Source organism: Halomonas sp. 5021 (assembly GCF_036663435.1).
GTDB lineage: Bacteria > Pseudomonadota > Gammaproteobacteria > Pseudomonadales > Halomonadaceae > Vreelandella > Vreelandella janggokensis.
Genome location: NZ_JAXOVU010000012.1, coordinates 1 through 17,167, shown reverse-complemented (window position 1 = coordinate 17,167; position 17,167 = coordinate 1). Strand labels below are relative to the sequence as shown.

Here is a 17,167-nt window from a genome sequence, read left to right as displayed (position 1 = left end):
GGGGTAACGATGCCATTAAACGGAAAAGCCCACAGCAACGCGCCAGCGATTCTACGTGCTAATAAGCTCAAAACATGGAGCGCGGTTGCGACGTCTGGAGGCCATACTTGGCGCTCGCTGCCGGTCCCTCATGCCGATCCTGAGCGCCGCCATTTAAATGAAGATTGGCGTAGCGTTAACAGTCCGGATGCGTTGCGCGCAGCCATCAGAGAGCGACTGACGCTGGTGACCGCCGCCACGGCAAAACACCCAGTTTTGTGCGTTGAATACCTTGTGACCGCCCGGGCAGAGGCTTTTGCCGAGCATGGTGGGGAAACTGACGCAACCGCCTATTTCCGCGCGGCCCTGACGTTTCTGGAAGATCGGCACGGCGCTGCCAACGTGGTAGCCGCGAACGTCCAAAACGACGAAGCTGCTCCCCATTTGGTGGTTTATGTTGTGCCCTTGGTCGAGCGGCCAGCCCGCACTATTCGAAAAAGCGTGTTTTCCGGCGGGCGTGATGAAGAGGGCAAATTGAAGCGAGTCACTAAAGGGATTCACCTACCTGGTGAAGTGGCCTTATCAGCCGATTATTATAATGGCACCCCAGCAAAGCTAGTCGCGCTACAAACCGCTTTTGCCGAGAAGGTGGCCACCCATCATGGTTTGGCGCGAGGCCTGGAGCTGTCCGCCGCCAGCCACACGACGAACAAACAGCACCATCACGCGTTATCGCGCGCCCTGGCCGGGCATATTGGCCTGACGCCCGAGGAGCTGGAGCGCAAAGGCCGCCTGTGGTCGAAAGAGTCGCTCGAGGAGCAAGCCGCCCGGCTGTCTGAGCTGATCCGCGACCACTATGCGCCGGTGATAGCCCAAGCCGCCACGGCTGGCCACGACCGTCGGCGGGTCAGTGAGATGGAAGAAACCGCCCGCCGTCATGAGCAGCGCTACAAAGCCGCCGCCAGTAAGTTGGCCGCCTTTACTGGAGGGTTGAGCGAGGCGCAACAAGATGAGTTGAAGGCAACGGCCACCCGCTGGCGCCAGGAGGCTGAGGACCGCAAGCGCCGGGAGGCTGACCAGGCACGGCAGCAACGCGAGGAAGCCGAGCGCACCCGCAAACTGGAGGCACAGCGAGAGAGGGAACATCTGGAGCGCCGGGAGCGCGCCCTGGTGGAGCGCCTGAAGACCGCCACCCCATTGGCGTTTGCAGGCGCAGATGCCGACACACGCCGCGAGTGTTGGGGGCTGCTGGCGAGCCGTGACGATCTTGCGCAAGCGTTTGAGCGAATGGATGCCAGCCCGTTTTTTGATGACGCTGGTCACCTGACGGAAGCGGGCCGCCGGGCCGTGGCAGAGGCGAACGCAATGGAAGCGGTCGAGCGCGGCAACCCTGACGAATTGACGAAGCCCCAGCCAGCCGAACCGGGTACGCCCACATCACCCCCTACACCACCCGCCGGGCCGCGCGGCCCGGGAAGGTAGGCTAGCCCGCCGTTTTACCTGCCTGCTGGCTTTTCCGTTCACTGCCTGTGGTTGATTGTTGTTGTTTAGCCGAAGCGGCCCATATTCGTCGCTGTGTAGGGAATGTCCATAGCCAGCCGTTTTTACCTATGTGTGAGAAATTCTCAGAGCGTTGCTGTTCGTTATCGCTACCCCTTATAGCTTGAAAGCCGCGTGGTTAGCGCCTTTGCGGTGCTCATAGCATCGTCTAAATCACCAACTAAACCCAGCTAAAACGGCTTTTCCGCAAAAATTCCGCGCTAGACCCCTCTTTTTCGTTAGAGAGGGGCACATTCGCGACTAGTGCCCCTTATCAGCTATACACACCTAGCGAAAAGGGGCACCGATGAACCCGCACACCCACCGCCGAACGCCTGCAATCCTATGCATAACGAAGCTAAAAACGTGGAGTTCCGTTGCCACATCCGGTGGCCACACCTGGTGCACGTTGCCAGTGCCGCCCGCCGATCGTGAGCGTACACACCTGAACCAAGTTTGGCGCGACGTGGCCAACCTGGACGAGCTACGCACTGCGATAGATCAACGATTGGCGCTGGTCAATGCTGGCCATGATCGCCGCCGGGCTAAAGAGATGGAGGAAACTGCCCGCCGGCATGAAGAGCGTTATAAAGCCACGTCTATAGAGCTTACTGCGTTTACGGAAGGGCTGAGCGCTGCCCAGCAAGCCGAGCTTAAGCAAGCCGCGAGCCGTTGGCGCAGGGAGGAAGAGGAGCGCAAGCGCCTAGAGGTAGAGCGGTTGCGCCAGCAGCGGGAAAAGGCCGAGCGGGAGCGTAAGCGTAAGCGGGAAGCCCTGAGAGAAAGGGAGCGCGCCCTGGTGGAGCGCCTGAAGATTGCCACACCGCTAGCCTTTGCTAGTGCGGATGTAGCCACGCGCCGGAAGTGTTGGCAACTGATGCTAGGCCATGATGAACTGTTTGAGGCGCTCCAGAGGATGGATACTAGCGGTTTTTTTGATAATGCCGGGTACTTGAGAGACGCGGGCCGCCGCGCCGTGGTGAGCGCTGCCGATCACACCGCCAGTAAGTCGCCGCGCCCCAGAGAACCCAAAGCGCCAGCCGCGCACCGCCCACTGTACACCGAGCCACGCGGGCCTGGTATGTAATGTGCTGAGACTGGGGCAGGCCGAAGCCGCGTGGAGAACCGGCCGCCAGCCTGGGGGCGTCGTTCGTGCTGCGCTGTCAGGGGAGCGCACCGCGTGGATGCTTGCCCGCAAGTGGTAGCCACCCCGTGATACGGTGCTGCGTCACTATAAAGGTAATGGCTATAGCCACCCTTAAAAGGGGAGAATCCTCCCCTTTGCGCCAGCACTGTGGGCAACGTATTGATTTAGCGTAATTCCTTCAGAGAGCCGGAATTATAGTCGCGTGCCACCTTATCGGCTGTGGTTGTGCTCTTGGATGTACGTCTTTAGCGCTTGATCGATGCGCCGCTGCCAGCCTTCGCCTTGCGCCTTGAAGTGCTCGATCACTTCCGGCGATAAGCGGATAGACGTCTTTACCTTGGTAGGTGACTGCTGGCGCCCGCGCTGGCCAATGGCCCGCTGCAGATTAGCGGGCAACACCTCAGACATAGGACGCATCTGCTTAACGTCCTGGTCCGTGAGTTCTCTTACTTCACCGTCTTTATTCGTGAGTCGCGTTTTCATAGCGCCTTACCTCCCGTGTGTTGGCTTTCCTCAGGCTGATTACTCGTATGCCGCCTTCGATGGGCGTAAAGCACATCACGTGTACCCGTTGCCCGATCTTGCCCAACCCGATGAAGCGCTTTTCTGGATAGTCGTAGCGGTCATCTTCATGGAATAGCGCACCTTCCCAATCAAAGCGTTCAACGGCAGTGAAAGGTAGGCCTCGCTCCTCCTCATTGCGAGCGCTCTTGTTCGGGTCAAAGTCGATTATCATATATTTAATTGTATGGACAAAAAGAGAAAAAGGAAAGTTCTATCTGTTTGGGGCCGAGGCGTGACACCGCAACGGTGTTGGCAGAGTTTAAGATGTGTCGTTATTGGCTATGGCGGCCTGGCCACCGTCTGCAAGCGGGCACTCTGGAAAAATACAACGCCCACCCGCCATAGTGTGTTACGGGGGCTGGGGGTGTGCGGTGTGCTGAGGGCCAACACCATAGAGGCTAAAGGTGAGCCACCGTCACAATAAGCTTACCGCCATACAAGTAAGAACCTCCCGTAAGGAAAGCCCACCAGCGCCAGCAGGAAGACCTCTTATGTTGTGCCGATCCTTCACGCCAGTCTCACCAGTGAGACAAATAGCCACCACCTGTTTACCCTGTGGAGGTTAATGGGCGCAAAATTACGCCCGTTGAATGGCTACCCTGTGAAAGTAGGAGAAAACCTATAACTAATTGGTTCTAAAGCAAAGCGTAAAAATGCGTCGCGCGTGATTTTGGAACGGTAGGAGTACCCAGATTGGGTACGCCTTGCCCAGAAGGTTGCCGCCAGACACGACTCCCTTTCTGTCATTCAAAAACACCAAAAAGACGCGCATCACGTCGCACAAAGTAGCACTCAAGCGCCTTTTTTTATGTTGGGTTATATGTTGGGTATAAATAGAAATGTGCTATAAGTTACTGAAATTAAGGATGTGTTAGCGGACTCCTCCTCCGCCAAAAACATAGATTAAGCCGCTGATTTCAGCGGCTTTTTTGTTTCCTGCTTATAACTGACCCACACCTTGGCCCACACTTTCGTATTGGCTTCTACAGAATCACAGTGAACGCCTTTGGACGATTCTCCTTTTTAGACATCGCAAATTTATCGGCTCGTAGTGGATTGCTTCCACTTTCATTGAATGGATGAAGCTTTCCACGCAGGCGTTTTCCCAGCAGTTGCCTTTAAGGCTCATACTTTGACGCAACTGCTGCGTTCGCAGCCGATCCAGGTAGGCGCGTGAACAGTACTGGCTTCCATGGTCACTGTGACAGATCACCCCGATGCGGAAATTGCGTCGCCACAGCGCCATTTCCAGCGCATCGCAGACCAGGTAGGTCTGCCGTCATCCTGGTATTCATGGACCAGCCGACGACAGAGCGCGAATACAGGTCAATGATGACGGCTAGATACAGCCAACCTTCAGAGCTCATCAGGTACGTGATGTCACCGGCCCACTTCTGGTTCGGGGCGGTTGCCACAAAGTTCTGCTCCAATAAGTTGGGCGACACAGGCAAGCTATGGTCGCTGTCTGTGGTGACGACGAACTTGCGGGCAGCCTTTGGCACCTACGACTGGCGCCGCATACTGGCACCTATCGTTTTGATATCATATGGGTGACCATCGGTCGCCAGTGTAGCCTGAATGCGTCGAGCCCCATTGAGCTGCTTGCTCTGGCCGAATGCCTCTTTCACGCGACGAGCATCATGTCATGAGATATGACATTGAGTTTGTAGCTGGGTCGTTCGGGTTGCTCGCGTGCATTGCGTCGCTTCAACAGCAAAGAGTTGCTGATCACCGACAGCGAGCTGGTGGTCATGTCGATAACACCAATTATCGGGTGCAACAGGCTGATGGCGGCGCGTTCGTTGGCGCCGGTGATCATCATCACGACGTGGAGGCCCGAGGTCATGCATGACGCGAATGGCTGCTACCAACTCCTGCTTGAGGGTATCAGCCACGGCCACCTGACACAGAGCCTTACCACCGACGGCGATGGTTACCACGTTGCCCCTTTTTTTACAGTACCGATTAACGAAAGACTGCGTTTTAATGACAACTCCAAGGCTCTTTCTTGGCGTTGTCTTTAACGTTCTGGTCGACGAAGCGGTAATACTCTTCCTTGAAGCGGTTCCATCGGTCAGCGCTGACCTCGATCCCATGGCGTATAAGGATCTTTTCGACATCATCAATGCATAGCCGCAGCGCATCGTAAGCGAGACAGATATGCCTGTGTTTTTCGTCGTAGACTACCTTATCCATCCCGTAAAGCTGATCGATATCCGCTATTGCGTCGTCGATGCGCTCACGCTCATGGCGTTGGATTTTTAAATTCCGAGTCACTAATGTGTTTTCGGAAACGCCTAAGCGATGCTCTTGATGTTTCGGTTTCATAATGATCCCCCCGCATGATTTAAAGGGTGTTTCACTCCTTATCTGCTTTATCGCCGTGCCCACCGTGATGTCGATGCATAAAAAAATGCATCAATGGACAGGCTGCCAAAAAAAGTAAAGGTAAGGCCTGAAAGAGGTGAAAGTGGTGATCTGTTCCCATCAAGTAACCCACCAAAATGACAAACCCGGCAAGCGGTATCCACATCATCAGCAGACGGCTAGTTTTTTGACTCATAGGCACTCCTATAGCACTTCCGGGGGTAAAGAGGTAACGGTTGTTTGTCGATGGTTATATGCCCACGTTACCCCAAAAATAGCCCGTTAATCTGAATTTAAACTGAAATTACACGCCGTAGTTATCTGAAGTCGCCTAGTTTTTTATAACATATCAACCTGAAACAGATTTCAAAACGGTCGACAAAAATTGACTTGTGACAATATTGAGGTATCGGGTTTGGTTTCTCTTTGACCTGCGGGCTACCTATAGGTTGTAGGCTTATAACGGAAGTTAACTCTGTCTTCTTCCATTTTTATTGGAGTAAGGCGACTTCTCGACCCGCAACACGATGAGAGGAAATTGATATGGCTAAGTATAAGAAGATCGTTGCCATTGCGTTGGCTGCAAGCCTTGGTGCCACAAGCAGCGCCACCTTCGCTCAAGGCATGAACCAAGGCGCCCAAGGTCAGGGCGGAATGATGGGCGGCCAAAGCGGCATGGGTCCTGGCATGATGATGGGAGGCCAAGGTGGCATGATGCCTTGCCCCATGATGGGTGGTATGGGTCCGATGTCCGGCATACTCGACGACGAACAAATGAGCTCGATGCGCGAGATGCGCCAGGAACATCGCTCTACTCAATTGGAGCGGATGGGCGAAATGATGAAACTGAGTGATGACATGATGATAATCATGCAGGCCGAGCGGCCTGATCCGGAGGAAGTAAAAGCGCTGCACGGTCAAATGGCTAACCTACATGGCGACATGATGGCCGATAAAGTGAGCATGCATAATCAGATGCAGGACCTGTTGACCGACGAGCAGCGACAACAGATGAAGGGAAACATGCCAAGCCACCATGGCCAGCAATAAGCCTTGGTGAGTACCACTTTGTGAATTAGGAGTGATGCCATGTGCCGATGGAAGCTGTGATGGCACTGTTTGACCAAAAACCGGATATCGACGGTACTGGTTTAGCCGGTATTGCGATTGATACACCGTGTACACCGAGGCCGCAAGACGAGCCTTACTAGGTATTCGCGTTTACGGATCAGGGACATAAACCCTCTATAATGCTATCAGTGGGGGCGGGCTATTCTCCCAGGCACGGCGCATAGCTTGCGGGTGCTCTACTATTTTTCGACTCTCGGTGGTCATCGACTTAGGTGCGGGACATGCTTGGTTGATTAATCAGGAGGTCAGATGATGACTCTTTTGGAGCAATACAGATTACTGCTGGCACTGGCGATTGGCGTCGTAGGCAGCGTTTTCTGTCTGTATTCGCTTGCCCGCGCGATAGGCCTGACACGTCAGGAGCCGGGCAAGGATGTGCCGGCGAGTTCCGGAGCTCTGTCGCGGGATCCGGTATGGGGGCGCTATCACGCCCGCTACTACGGATATGGGTTGCTGTTTCTGGCCTTTGATATGGAGATGGCGTTCATGTACCCGTGGGCAGTGGTTTACAAGGAAGTAGGGCTGGTTGCCTTGCTTGATATGGGCGTGTTTCTGGCGATTCTCTTTCTTGGCCTGCTTTACGGATGGAGCCAGGGGGCTTTCAGGCGGCAATGAGTTTTGATTCAGCAATAAACATAACGGGCGCACGACAGAAACGGCCCTCAGTGCTGCAGAAGCTGGTTTCTCGGGCCCTGGCGCGTAATCTGGGCTGTCTGATCGTTCCCGGGCCTGAGATTGCCCTGGCGCATGGTCTGGACGTGACCGCGGCAGGCATGCGAACCAGTACTACGCCTCGCGATGCAAGCGTGCTCATGATTGTTGGAGAGCTGTCGGAGAAAATGGGCGACGCCGTGGCCGTGCTCTACGCGCAGATGCCCCGGCCGCGTGCCATTCTCATCGTAGGCGGGCAGACACCGTCAACTTTACCTGGTGCCGATATTTCTGCAGGTCTCTCGCAAAAGGGACTGACCGAAGCCGTAGTTCGACTACAACGTGCATTCGCTGACGGTGCCTTTGTAGCCTCGCCGGAGGCGTTCGACGCCGATGTCCTGCACGCCAAGATTGAGTATGTCTGCCCCATGCATCCAGAAATTGTCGAGGATGAGCCGGGTAGCTGCCCCAAATGCGGCATGGACCTGGTAGCCCGAGAGGCAGGGGAGTCCACGCCCGACCACGATCATGAACACCAGCATGATCACGAACACCAGCACCATGGCCACAAGCATGACCATGAGCACGAGCACGAGCATTGCCATGATCAAGATCATAAGGGCCACCATGAACATCATCATGGCCATGATCACGAGCACAGTAACGAGCACCAACAGGAACACGCGCACGAAAATGCAGCGGCCGAATATACCTGCCCAATGCACCCGGAAATCGTTCGGGACGAGCCTGGAAGCTGCCCCAAGTGCGGTATGGATCTGGTAGCCCGTGAGGACGCGGAAGATGAGGGCGCCTCAGAAGAGGGCTCCGGGCACGGCCACAATCATCAACATAGCGAATCTGACCACCACTCAGAACATGAACATTCAGGCCATGATCATGGAGAACACGATCATGGTGGGCATAAGCATGGAGGGCACGATCACGGCGCCTCGGGATTCATGTCCATGATTGAAGTCACCAAAGATCTGCCACGCAGCGCCGATGGCCTGCAGATGGATTGGCTTGAGGTGCCGTTCGGCCCAGTCTTTCCGGGCTTACCAGGCGGACTGAAATTGACGTTGACCCTTGATGGTGACGGGGTGACAGAAGGGCAGGCGACCTCCCTGGCGGGTATGACCATCGAAGTTGAAGAGGGTGAAGAAAGCGAAGAGATAGATGTCGAGACCTTCATCGACCATCTGGCCACGGCAATGCCGCTGGCGCCGGTGAGCTATCGTCTGCTGGCCTGTCTTGCGATCGAGCAAGCGGCTGGGCTGAATGACGATCAGGCGACCACTCAGGCCCGGAACGGCGGACTTGAGCGTGAGCGCATCGCCAGTCATCTTGGTTGGCTGGCGCAACTGGGGCGCCAGCTCGGATTCGCTTGGCTGACGCAGCGGGCTTCGACTCTGCAACTGCAAGTCAGAGAGGCTAACCGGTACAGGCTTGCTGAGCTGGAACCAGCGTTGCGCACATTAGGAACCCGTCTTGGACGGACGCCTTTGCTCAAATCGCGGCTGAAGGATATCGGCGAACTCTCATCAGAATTTTCTGATCTGCGCGGCCCCTTAGCACGTGCTGCCAGCGAAGGCGGAGACGCCTGGGCTCGCCTGTGGCAACGTCTGGCCGAAATAACCGCCAGTCTCGACCTTATAAAGGCGAGCAGCGAACCGGCGCTGCCATCCCTGCGCGACATTGGCGATTTATCAGGAACCGGTGAGGTAACCGTTGATACGCCCCGCGGCGAAGCCCGGTTAAGTCTGAAACTGGAGCGTGGAAAGGTGAAATCCTACAAGCTGGACACCCCCTGCAGTCACCATATCGACCTGGTCCCGAAGCTTGTTGAGGGCCAGGAGTTGGGCGATGCGCTGCTGGCAGTCGGCTCACTGGATCTTTCGCCCTGGGAGGTGATCTCGTGACCGTCGCTAGCGTTCTTCTCGCATTGCTTGGCAGCACTTGTCTGCTGGCCGTGATCGAGGGCTGGATGACCACTGGCCGCCTGAGTCCGGCGGCGCCACTTTTTAGCGGGCTGGCGCACCTCGGTCGTGAATCCATTCTCCCGCGCTCGCCAGACCGGGTGTTTTTCGAGGCAGCGCCGGTGCTTCTCCTGGTTGTGGGGGTACTTGGTATGGCGGTCCTGCCGCTGGCGCCGGACCTGATCATTGCGGACCTTGGTACTGGTGCGCTGTTCATCAACGCGGCCCTGGCCTATGTGCTGGTCGCGGTGATCATGGCGGGCTGGGGACCGGACGGCGCCTACGCGATGATCGGTGGCTGGCGCTTTCTGGGCCAGCTTATTGCCTATTCCATGCTTATTGTCATGCCGATCACGGCCGTGGCCATGCGCGCCGAATCCCTGTTGAATACCGCGATCGTTGGCTCCCAGGCGGGGCTGTGGAACATCGTCTACCAGCCCCTGGGCTTCGTGCTGTTTTTCATTGCGGCCATGGCACTGGCGTTCCGGGCCCCGTTTGATCTGCCAACCGCAGAGGGAGAGCTTGGCGGGGGCGTGGACGCCGAATACACCGGGGTGCGCCTGGCAGTGCTTCGCCTGGCCCGACTGACTCTGGTGGTTACCCTGGCTTCCGCAACCACGGTCTTCTACCTCGGCGGCTGGCATGGGCCGCTACTGCCACCTTGGGCCTGGAGTCTGGTGAAGACCCTGGCCGTGGCCGTGTCGATGTTGCTGGTCGGTCACTATCTGCCACGCATTCGCGAGGCGGATCTGATGCGGTGGTGCTGGATTCTAGGCATCCCCCTTGCACTGGTGAATATCATTGTCGTCGGCTTACTGATTCTGGTGGTTCCCTAATGTACGCACAGGCTTTTTTCGTTGCCGTTTTCGGGTTGGCTGCCATCGGCTTTGGCGTGGTGGTGTTTCGCACATCGTCCATGGTCCGTTCTGCGCTGGCTCTGTTGTTTTCGCAGACCGCCGTCGGCTGCATGTTTCTGGCGATGCAGACCGAATTTCTGGGCGTACTGCAAATCATGATGATGGCCACGGAGATGAGTATCATGGCCATCTTCATGGTGATGTTCATGATGGATCCCGGTGGGCTTGGCGGTATGGACATGAGTCACCAGAAGCGTTTCTCTATCGGTGCTGGGGTGAGTGCGGCCGTTGTTGCTATCGCCGTTGCGCTGCTGTCCGACTGGGGCCCCGCAGCAAAGCAGGTGGTGGATGCGGAAGCGCAGACACGGGCGTTGGGCATGGAGCTGCTCGGGCGCTCGATGATGATCTTTGAAACCGCTGGTATCACCATCCTGACCGCAATGATTGCGGCCACCGCGGTGGCGATTCCGGTGCAGAACCTGGCGAGTAAAAGAGCCAAGGAGGCATCGGAATGACCGCAGTTCTGATAGTAGCGCTTGTGACCGGCGCCATCCTTTTCGGTATCGGCGTCTATGGCGCACTGTCCCAGACCAATCTGGTGATGATCATGATGGGCGTGGAGCTGATGCTGGCGGGGGCCATGGTGAATCTGGTGGCTTTCTGGCGCTTTCTACATCCCGAAGCTTATTCCGGCCAGATGTTCGTGCTGGTGGTGATGACGGTTATGGCACTGGAGATGGCCGTCGGATTTGGCGTCGCCATTGCGCGCTTCCGGGTTAAGGGCTCGGTTGAGATGGAAGAAGCGGAGGACCTGAAAGGATGAATGCAGTGCTCCTGCCAATACTACCGCCGCTGATCGCCGCCCTGGCTGTGTTGTTACTGCGCCGTGGGAGCGCTGTGTTGGCCCTGGCTGGTGCGACGCTCAACCTGGCAGGCAGTCTCTGGCTGATAGCCCGGGTGGTTGACGTTCAGACCGAAACGCTACTTCTGCCTGGGCTGCCGGACATGCCACTGCGCCTGGTCGCCGGGCCGATGACCTCGCTATTGACCGTGGCAGTAGCCACGGTGGCTACATTCGTTCTGATTTATGCCGTCGGTTATATGAAGCGGGAGTCCGGCCAAGCGCGCTTCTATGCCGTGATGTCGCTGTTCCTGGCGGCCATGCAGGCACTGGTGCTGGCGGGCGACTGGATTCTGCTGCTGGCGAGCTGGGAACTGATCGGTCTGTGCAGCTACCTGCTGATCGGCTTCTGGTTCCAACGCCCCGAAGCCGCGAACGCAGCCACACGCGCTTTCCTATATACCCGCAGCGCGGATCTCGGGCTTTACGTTGCGATATTCATACTCATAGGGTCAGCAGGTACTAGTGAGATTGCCGCTTCCCTGGAAGCTGACGCTGGAGCGCCCACCATTGCCGGGCTTCTGTTGCTGCTGGCCGCCATGGGCAAGTCGGCCCAGGTTCCCCTGCAGGACTGGCTTTTGCGCGCCATGGCGGGCCCGACACCGGTCTCGGCGTTGCTGCACTCGGCCACACTGGTGGCGGCGGGCGCCATTCTGCTGATCCGCTCGGCGCCACTGCTGACGCCTGAGGCACTGTTCGCTGTCGGTCTTGTCGGTGGTATCACCACGGTGGCTGCCGGGGTGATTGCGCTGGCTGAACGTGATCTCAAACGTGTGCTGGCGGCTTCCACGGCCAGCCAATACGGCCTGATGCTCATCGCAGTGGGCGCGGGGGTTCCACTGGCCGCGCTGTTGCATCTGCTCGCCCATGCCGCTATTAAAAGCACCCTGTTTCTTGCCGCCGGTGACTTTCAACATGTTCGCGAGGGTACCGGTTTCGATCAGTTGAAGGGCGTTGGCCGCGCCAGGCCCTGGTCCTTTGGCGGCTTTGCACTGGCAGCGATGGCACTGGCGGGCATCCCACCACTGAGTGGGTTCTTCTCCAAGGATGCGGTGATCGCCGCCGCTCTGTCTGCGCCGGGCCCCGTCTTGCTCGGCGCTCTGGCCCTGGTCGGCACTCTGCTGACCGGCGCCTACATGGCCCGGGCTCTACGGGTGCTATGGCAGGGCTCGGGCGATACCCGGCCGGTCGAAGGTACTGGCTGGATGCGCGCTGGCATCTGGGGCCTGGCGATCCCTGCCGCTGTCCTGGGTCTGGCCTTTGGTCCCCTCGAAAAAATGCTTGATCTGGCGGCTCCGGAAACTGCGGGCATCGTCGTCATAGTGCTTGGGCTGGTCGCCGCGTTGGGTGGGCTGGCCTTGGGTTGGTTGGTGCCGGCCCAACGCCTGCTTGGCCCTGCCCATCAATGGGCAGAGTCGGGGCTGGTGGTGGCAGGCGGGCTTACTGCCTGGGTAGGTCGGCCCGCGATGGCGGTTGCCGGGGGATGTAACCGTCTGGAAAACCATCTGTACGCGGCCGCACTTGGCATTGGCGATGCTGCTCTCAGCATCGCCCGTGGGGGCGAGCGCCTGGAAAAGCGCCTGTATCAGGACGTGCTTGGCGTCGGCCGAGCAAATCTGGCGGTGGGTCGCTGGGTTCGGGGCGGTGATGAGCGCGGAATCGACGGTCTGATCTTCGCGCTGGTGGCCGCTGTGCAGGCCCTGGGCGCCCGGGCAAGATCCCTGCAAAGCGGCATGATCCACCACAGTCTGGCGATCAGCGCGGTAGCCATCGCTGTGCTTTTTGTTGTCATCCTGTTTTCAGCTTCACTGAGTTTCTAAAGGAACCCTGTACTCATGTTACCACTCGTATCCCTGACCCTCTTTCTGCCTCTCGTCGGCGCCGTGCTGATTCTGTGTCTGCCGAAACCGACGGCGCGCACGGTGCATGGCATCGCGATCGTCAGTGCCGCCCTGACGCTGGTTGGCGCTCTGGCCATGTGGCTGCAGGGGGTAAGTGGTGACGGCTTTTCCCAGGTCGAAGAGCTGGAGTGGATGCCGGTCATCGGCGCCGCCTACCGGGTCGGGGTGGATGGCATCAGCCTGCCGCTGGTGCTGCTGAGTGCCGTGCTTTTCCTGGTTTCTCTCATCTATGCGTCGTCGCTTCGCGATCGCCCGCGTGCCTATGTGGCTCTGATCCTGCTTCTTGAGACCACGGCAATCGGCACCTTTACCGCCCTGGACGGCATTCTTTTCTATGTCTTCTTCGAAGTTTCCCTGGTGTCGATGTACTTCATGATTGCCGGCTGGGGGCACGAGGACAGGCAGCGTGCCGCGCTGATGTTCTTTATCTACACCCTGCTGGGCAGCTTGCCATTATTGCTCGCGATTCTGGGGCTTTACCTCGGCAGCCCTGATCCTACCTTCGATATGCGGGCCTGGATTGCCAATCCTCCCCTGGAGGGAGCGGTGGCCATGTGGGCACTGATTGCCATGCTGATTACCTTTGCGGTCAAGATTCCTGCGATACCTTTGCATACCTGGTTACCTGCGGCCCACGTTCAGGCACCGACAGTCGGCAGTGTCATCCTGGCGGGCATCATGCTGAAGTTCGGTACTTACGGGCTGGTGCGCTTCGCCCTGCAAATGACCCCTGACGCTTTCCGCGAGGCCGGAATCGTTGTTCTATTCTTCGGCGTAGTTAGCGCAATTTACGGTGCCTTTGCCGCCCTGGCACAGACCGATCTCAAGCGCCTGGTGGCCTATACCTCAGTCAACCACATGGGCTACGTCATTGTCGGCGTCGCTGCGGCCGCGTTGACGCTGGATCCAGCGATCCGCGCCACCGCTCTGGATGGCGCCGTGCTGCAGATGTTCAGTCACGGCCTGGTCACCGGTGCCTTGTTCCTGCTGGTGGGCATGATTCAGGAGCGCACCCATACCCGCGAAATGGGGGAGTTTGGCGGCCTGCTCAAAACGGTACCGTTACTTGGCTGGTTCTTTGTGCTGGCGGCCTTCGCGTCGCTGGGTCTTCCGGGCTTGGCGCACTTCCCGGCCGAGTTCCAGATATTCCTCGCGACTCTCGGCACTGCTCCCATTGCGGTTATCGTGATTTTGGGCATTGCCATTATCGCCGGAACCTTTCTCAAGGCTCTGCGTGAAATATTTCTGGGTGAGCCCCGGGATCGCTGGAATAGAATGCCGGACCTGAGCCCACGCGAAATTCTCGCGGTGGCGCCCTTGCTGGTGCTCACCGTTGCCACTGGCGTGGCGCCATCCTGGGTGCTGGACGTCATTCACCGCACCACATCAGCACTGGTGCTGTAATGGGTCATGATCTCGCACTATTAATTCCGGAAATTGCCGTTCTGTTGACGGCTGTCGGTGCGCTGATCGCGGAGATGCTGCGCCGGCCACGAATTTCACTGGTCGTTGCCGTCATTGGACTGGTCGTCGCCACGGGGCTGACCCTGCGACTACTCGGCACAGACACCACGATATTTGGCGGCAGCTTCCGTATCGATACGTTAAGTATCTGGGCCAAGCTCATTCTGCTGCCAACTACAGTGCTTTCGATGCTGCTGGCGAGAGTTGATGTCCGGGGTAGCGCCCGCGAGGGTACGGTCTACAGCCTGCTGATTTTTTCCACCCTGGGTGCCCTGGTGCTGGCGGGAGCAGGGGACACCATGTTCCTGGTGCTGGGCACACTGCTGACCGGCCTGGCGACTTTTGCCCTGGTTGCCTACCCGGACACCGACCCGGCGACCGAAGCCGCCATGAAATTCTTCGTGTTCGCTTCGGTCACCACATCGATCATGATTTTCGGCCTGAGCTACTGGTTCGGTGCCTCTGGCTCTACGCTACTCGTCGATCTGCCGGGCATGGATACGATGCCGCTGGCTGTGATTCTTGGGTTCGTGGCTGTGGTTGTGGGTCTGGGCTATAAGGCATCACTGGTTCCGTTCCACTTCTGGGCACCCGACGCCTATGAAGGTGCACCCCTGTCAATTGCCGCCTATCTGTCGGTAGTGCCCAAAATTGGTGCCCTGTTTGCGCTGGCGCAGGTGGTTCGTGAGCTGCCCCTGGAAACTGGCTGGACGGTAGTCATGGCGGGCCTGGCCGTGCTGAGCATGACCTATGGCTATCTTGCGGCGCTGGTGCAGGACAACGTTATCCGGCTGCTGGCCTATTCATCGATTGCCCAGTCCGGCTATTTCCTTCTGGGCATCCTGGCGGTGGGCTCCAGTGAGCTTGCCTTACCATCAATCATACTGTTCGCTGCCGCGTATGTGGCCATGAACCTGGGCGCATTCTCAGTTACTGCCACCACCGGGCGCACTCTGAGTGATTTTGACGGGTTGGGGCGCACGCGACCGCTGATGGGAATCGCAATGGTGATTTTCCTGTTGTCGCTGGTCGGCATTCCGCCACTGGCCGGCTTCGTCGGTAAGTTTATGCTTTTTGCTGCAGCCATCGATGTCCAGTTTACCTGGCTGGCTGTGGTGGCAATCATTAACAGCGTGCTGTCTCTCGCGGTATATCTCCGCGTCATCGTGCCGATGTACCGGGCTGGGGAGTCGACGTCCGCGGCAACGGACCCATGGCACGGAATCGCAGTGATAACGGCGCTTGCGGCTACGCTTATCATCGGCTTCGCTGCTCAGTTTTTCCTGGTCAGGGCATTTGCTTAGTGGCGCAGGGCTACGTGCGGACGTATCTTATCTTTCCAATAAACTATGAATATCGGGAGATAACAGCGTCGTGTAGGATCAATCGCGCTATCGCAAATACCGATCTTGAGGCCGTGGACAAAAGACAGCGTCAGGCGCTAACCGATCACGGTTCGGGATGCTGACGGAAATTGACATCTAGGTCACCATGCAGAAAAAGCTGGATAAGAAAACAGTAAACGCGTGCTTTTGATCACATTTGTCCATCTGGATTACCGATATAGCATGCCAATATGTCATTGCAGCCGATGGATTTTTTGATTGGTGAGCTTTCCTGTATGTGGCCTAGGAATAAATGGATGACTGAAGCCAATTGGAGCAAGTGGTCGCATTCTTCGTTGCTCTATATGGAATTTGCTTCTGAAATTATACCAGCCTTCGCTAAAAGACCGCTTTTGGCCGGACAACGACGGCCCGAAATAGGCCGTCGTTGATCCTCATCAAACTTCTGTCTGTTCAGCCATTTCCAACGCGTCATTTACCTCTATCCCTAGATACCTGACAGTGCTTTCCAGCTTCGTGTGACCCAGGAGCAGCTGCACTGCCCTTAAGTTTTTCGTGCGACGGTATATCAGCGACGCTTTGGTGCGGCGCATCGTGTGCGTGCCATAGATTGACGCATCTAAACCTATTTCGGTGACCCAGACTTTCACGATACGGGCATATTAGCGCGTGGAGAGATGCTTTGCGCTATTGATTCGGCTAGGGAGCAAGAAGTCTTCGTTTCTGAGTTGAGCAAGCTGTATCCAGTCCATAATAGCGATACGGGTTTGCTCGGTTATTTCGAACTGGACAGGTCGATGCGTTTTTTGCTGCATCACGATGGCTCGTGGGGATATGCGTGCACCATGGGCTATATCGCGTACTCATAAATTGACGAGGTCGCAGCCCCTTAATTTGCTATCGATGGCTAAATTGAAGAGGGCAAGGTCTCTCGTCTTTTTCGCAAGTTGTAGCCGAACACGGATGGCCCAGATATCTCTGAGGCGTAGAGGTGTCTTCTGCCCAACCAACTTGCCTTTATTCCCAGGAGTAAAGGGGGGTTGAGTCGAAACGTTCATGGCAAGGTCCTCCATCGGGTGGAGATCGAAGAATGGAACATTTCACCTAAGCTTGTGCTGTGATGGCCAGTGTGCATGGTGGTCATCAATAACAAAAACGTGTCGATGAGAGCCTCGAGAATGATGGTGGGAATGGCGATGAGGTTCCGGCCCCTCCCACCCTTCATGATCGTGTTTATGGTGTTCATCGTGATAGTGAAGATGGCTATGACCTATAGGCGAGTGCTCATGCGCAATCTCTCTTGGGTCACGACGAGGCCAAGCAAGCATCGCAAGCCCTGTCGCGGTT

17 protein-coding genes and 1 pseudogene are annotated in these 17,167 nt (G+C 57.2%); 11 read left to right on the top strand and 7 right to left on the bottom strand.

Features of this window, described 5'->3' with window-relative positions; all coding sequences use genetic code 11:
- Positions 1-9: 9 nt before the first annotated feature.
- Positions 10-1,461 carry a MobV family relaxase gene (gene mobV, locus R3F64_RS15685; RefSeq protein ID WP_332612497.1) on the top strand — a complete coding sequence of 484 codons (1,452 nt, stop codon included), beginning with the start codon at positions 10-12 and terminating at the stop codon, positions 1,459-1,461.
- A gap of 472 nt (positions 1,462-1,933) precedes the next feature.
- Positions 1,934-2,602: a hypothetical protein gene (locus R3F64_RS15680; protein ID WP_332612495.1), complete on the top strand. Its 669-nt coding sequence runs from the start codon at positions 1,934-1,936 to the stop codon at positions 2,600-2,602.
- 270 nt (positions 2,603-2,872) lie between these two features.
- Here R3F64_RS15680 and R3F64_RS15675 read toward each other — a convergent pair whose 3' ends face one another.
- The 6 genes and pseudogenes from R3F64_RS15675 to R3F64_RS15650 form a co-directional block, all read right to left on the bottom strand.
- On the bottom strand, positions 2,873-3,145 hold the full coding sequence (locus tag R3F64_RS15675) for a BrnA antitoxin family protein (RefSeq protein WP_332612493.1): 273 nt from the start codon (positions 3,143-3,145) through the stop codon (positions 2,873-2,875).
- A complete protein-coding gene (locus R3F64_RS15670) occupies positions 3,123-3,398 on the bottom strand; it encodes a BrnT family toxin (protein ID WP_332612491.1) in 276 nt (91 codons plus the stop codon). Before R3F64_RS15670 ends, R3F64_RS15675 begins: the two co-directional genes overlap by 23 nt.
- Before the next feature lie 858 nt (positions 3,399-4,256).
- A pseudogene (locus R3F64_RS15665) lies at positions 4,257-4,857 on the bottom strand (IS3 family transposase); the annotation flags it as partial.
- Positions 4,851-5,072 (bottom strand): hypothetical protein, encoded by a 222-nt coding sequence (locus R3F64_RS15660; protein ID WP_253024470.1) that lies wholly within the window; start codon positions 5,070-5,072, stop codon positions 4,851-4,853. The gene R3F64_RS15660 and the pseudogene R3F64_RS15665, both read right to left, overlap by 7 nt.
- 137 nt (positions 5,073-5,209) lie before the next feature.
- Positions 5,210-5,554 (bottom strand): cation transporter, encoded by a 345-nt coding sequence (locus R3F64_RS15655; protein WP_253024468.1) that lies wholly within the window; start codon positions 5,552-5,554, stop codon positions 5,210-5,212.
- A 31-nt stretch (positions 5,555-5,585) separates the two neighbouring features.
- The gene (locus tag R3F64_RS15650) at positions 5,586-5,789 is read right to left on the bottom strand and encodes a DUF2933 domain-containing protein (RefSeq protein WP_253024466.1); all 204 of its coding nucleotides are present in this window, start codon (positions 5,787-5,789) and stop codon (positions 5,586-5,588) included.
- A gap of 347 nt (positions 5,790-6,136) precedes the next feature.
- Between R3F64_RS15650 and R3F64_RS15645 the strand changes: the two genes are divergently transcribed.
- The 9 genes from R3F64_RS15645 (at position 6,137) to R3F64_RS15600 (ending at position 15,778) form a co-directional block, all read left to right on the top strand.
- Positions 6,137-6,643: a Spy/CpxP family protein refolding chaperone gene (locus R3F64_RS15645; RefSeq protein ID WP_092825699.1), complete on the top strand. Its 507-nt coding sequence runs from the start codon at positions 6,137-6,139 to the stop codon at positions 6,641-6,643.
- Positions 6,644-6,973: 330 nt separating this feature from the next.
- Positions 6,974-7,339 carry an NADH-quinone oxidoreductase subunit A gene (locus R3F64_RS15640; protein WP_233337241.1) on the top strand — a complete coding sequence of 122 codons (366 nt, stop codon included), beginning with the start codon at positions 6,974-6,976 and terminating at the stop codon, positions 7,337-7,339.
- Positions 7,340-7,389: 50 nt separating this feature from the next.
- Entirely contained in the window at positions 7,390-9,294 is a 1,905-nt protein-coding gene (locus tag R3F64_RS19450) for a heavy metal-binding domain-containing protein (protein ID WP_422828729.1), read from the top strand.
- The gene (locus R3F64_RS15625) at positions 9,291-10,187 is read left to right on the top strand and encodes a complex I subunit 1/NuoH family protein (RefSeq protein WP_332612482.1); all 897 of its coding nucleotides are present in this window, start codon (positions 9,291-9,293) and stop codon (positions 10,185-10,187) included. Before R3F64_RS19450 ends, R3F64_RS15625 begins: the two co-directional genes overlap by 4 nt.
- The gene (locus tag R3F64_RS15620) at positions 10,187-10,723 is read left to right on the top strand and encodes an NADH-quinone oxidoreductase subunit J family protein (RefSeq protein ID WP_092825691.1); all 537 of its coding nucleotides are present in this window, start codon (positions 10,187-10,189) and stop codon (positions 10,721-10,723) included. The genes R3F64_RS15625 and R3F64_RS15620 overlap by 1 nt, the downstream gene beginning before the upstream one ends.
- Positions 10,720-11,031 (top strand): NADH-quinone oxidoreductase subunit NuoK, encoded by a 312-nt coding sequence (nuoK, locus tag R3F64_RS15615; protein WP_092825689.1) that lies wholly within the window; start codon positions 10,720-10,722, stop codon positions 11,029-11,031. The genes R3F64_RS15620 and nuoK overlap by 4 nt, the downstream gene beginning before the upstream one ends.
- Positions 11,028-12,929 (top strand): NADH-quinone oxidoreductase subunit 5 family protein, encoded by a 1,902-nt coding sequence (locus tag R3F64_RS15610; protein WP_332612476.1) that lies wholly within the window; start codon positions 11,028-11,030, stop codon positions 12,927-12,929. Before nuoK ends, R3F64_RS15610 begins: the two co-directional genes overlap by 4 nt.
- Before the next feature lie 15 nt (positions 12,930-12,944).
- Positions 12,945-14,414: a complex I subunit 4 family protein gene (locus R3F64_RS15605; RefSeq protein ID WP_092825685.1), complete on the top strand. Its 1,470-nt coding sequence runs from the start codon at positions 12,945-12,947 to the stop codon at positions 14,412-14,414.
- Positions 14,414-15,778, top strand: coding sequence for an NADH-quinone oxidoreductase subunit N (locus R3F64_RS15600; RefSeq protein ID WP_092825683.1), 1,365 nt, complete (start codon positions 14,414-14,416; stop codon positions 15,776-15,778). Before R3F64_RS15605 ends, R3F64_RS15600 begins: the two co-directional genes overlap by 1 nt.
- A 479-nt stretch (positions 15,779-16,257) precedes the next feature.
- Here the strand turns inward: R3F64_RS15600 and R3F64_RS19445 are convergent, their stop codons facing one another.
- Complete coding sequence (locus tag R3F64_RS19445; RefSeq protein WP_442786520.1) at positions 16,258-16,470, bottom strand: tyrosine-type recombinase/integrase; 213 nt, start codon at positions 16,468-16,470, stop codon at positions 16,258-16,260.
- Between the last annotated feature and the right edge of the window lie 697 nt (positions 16,471-17,167).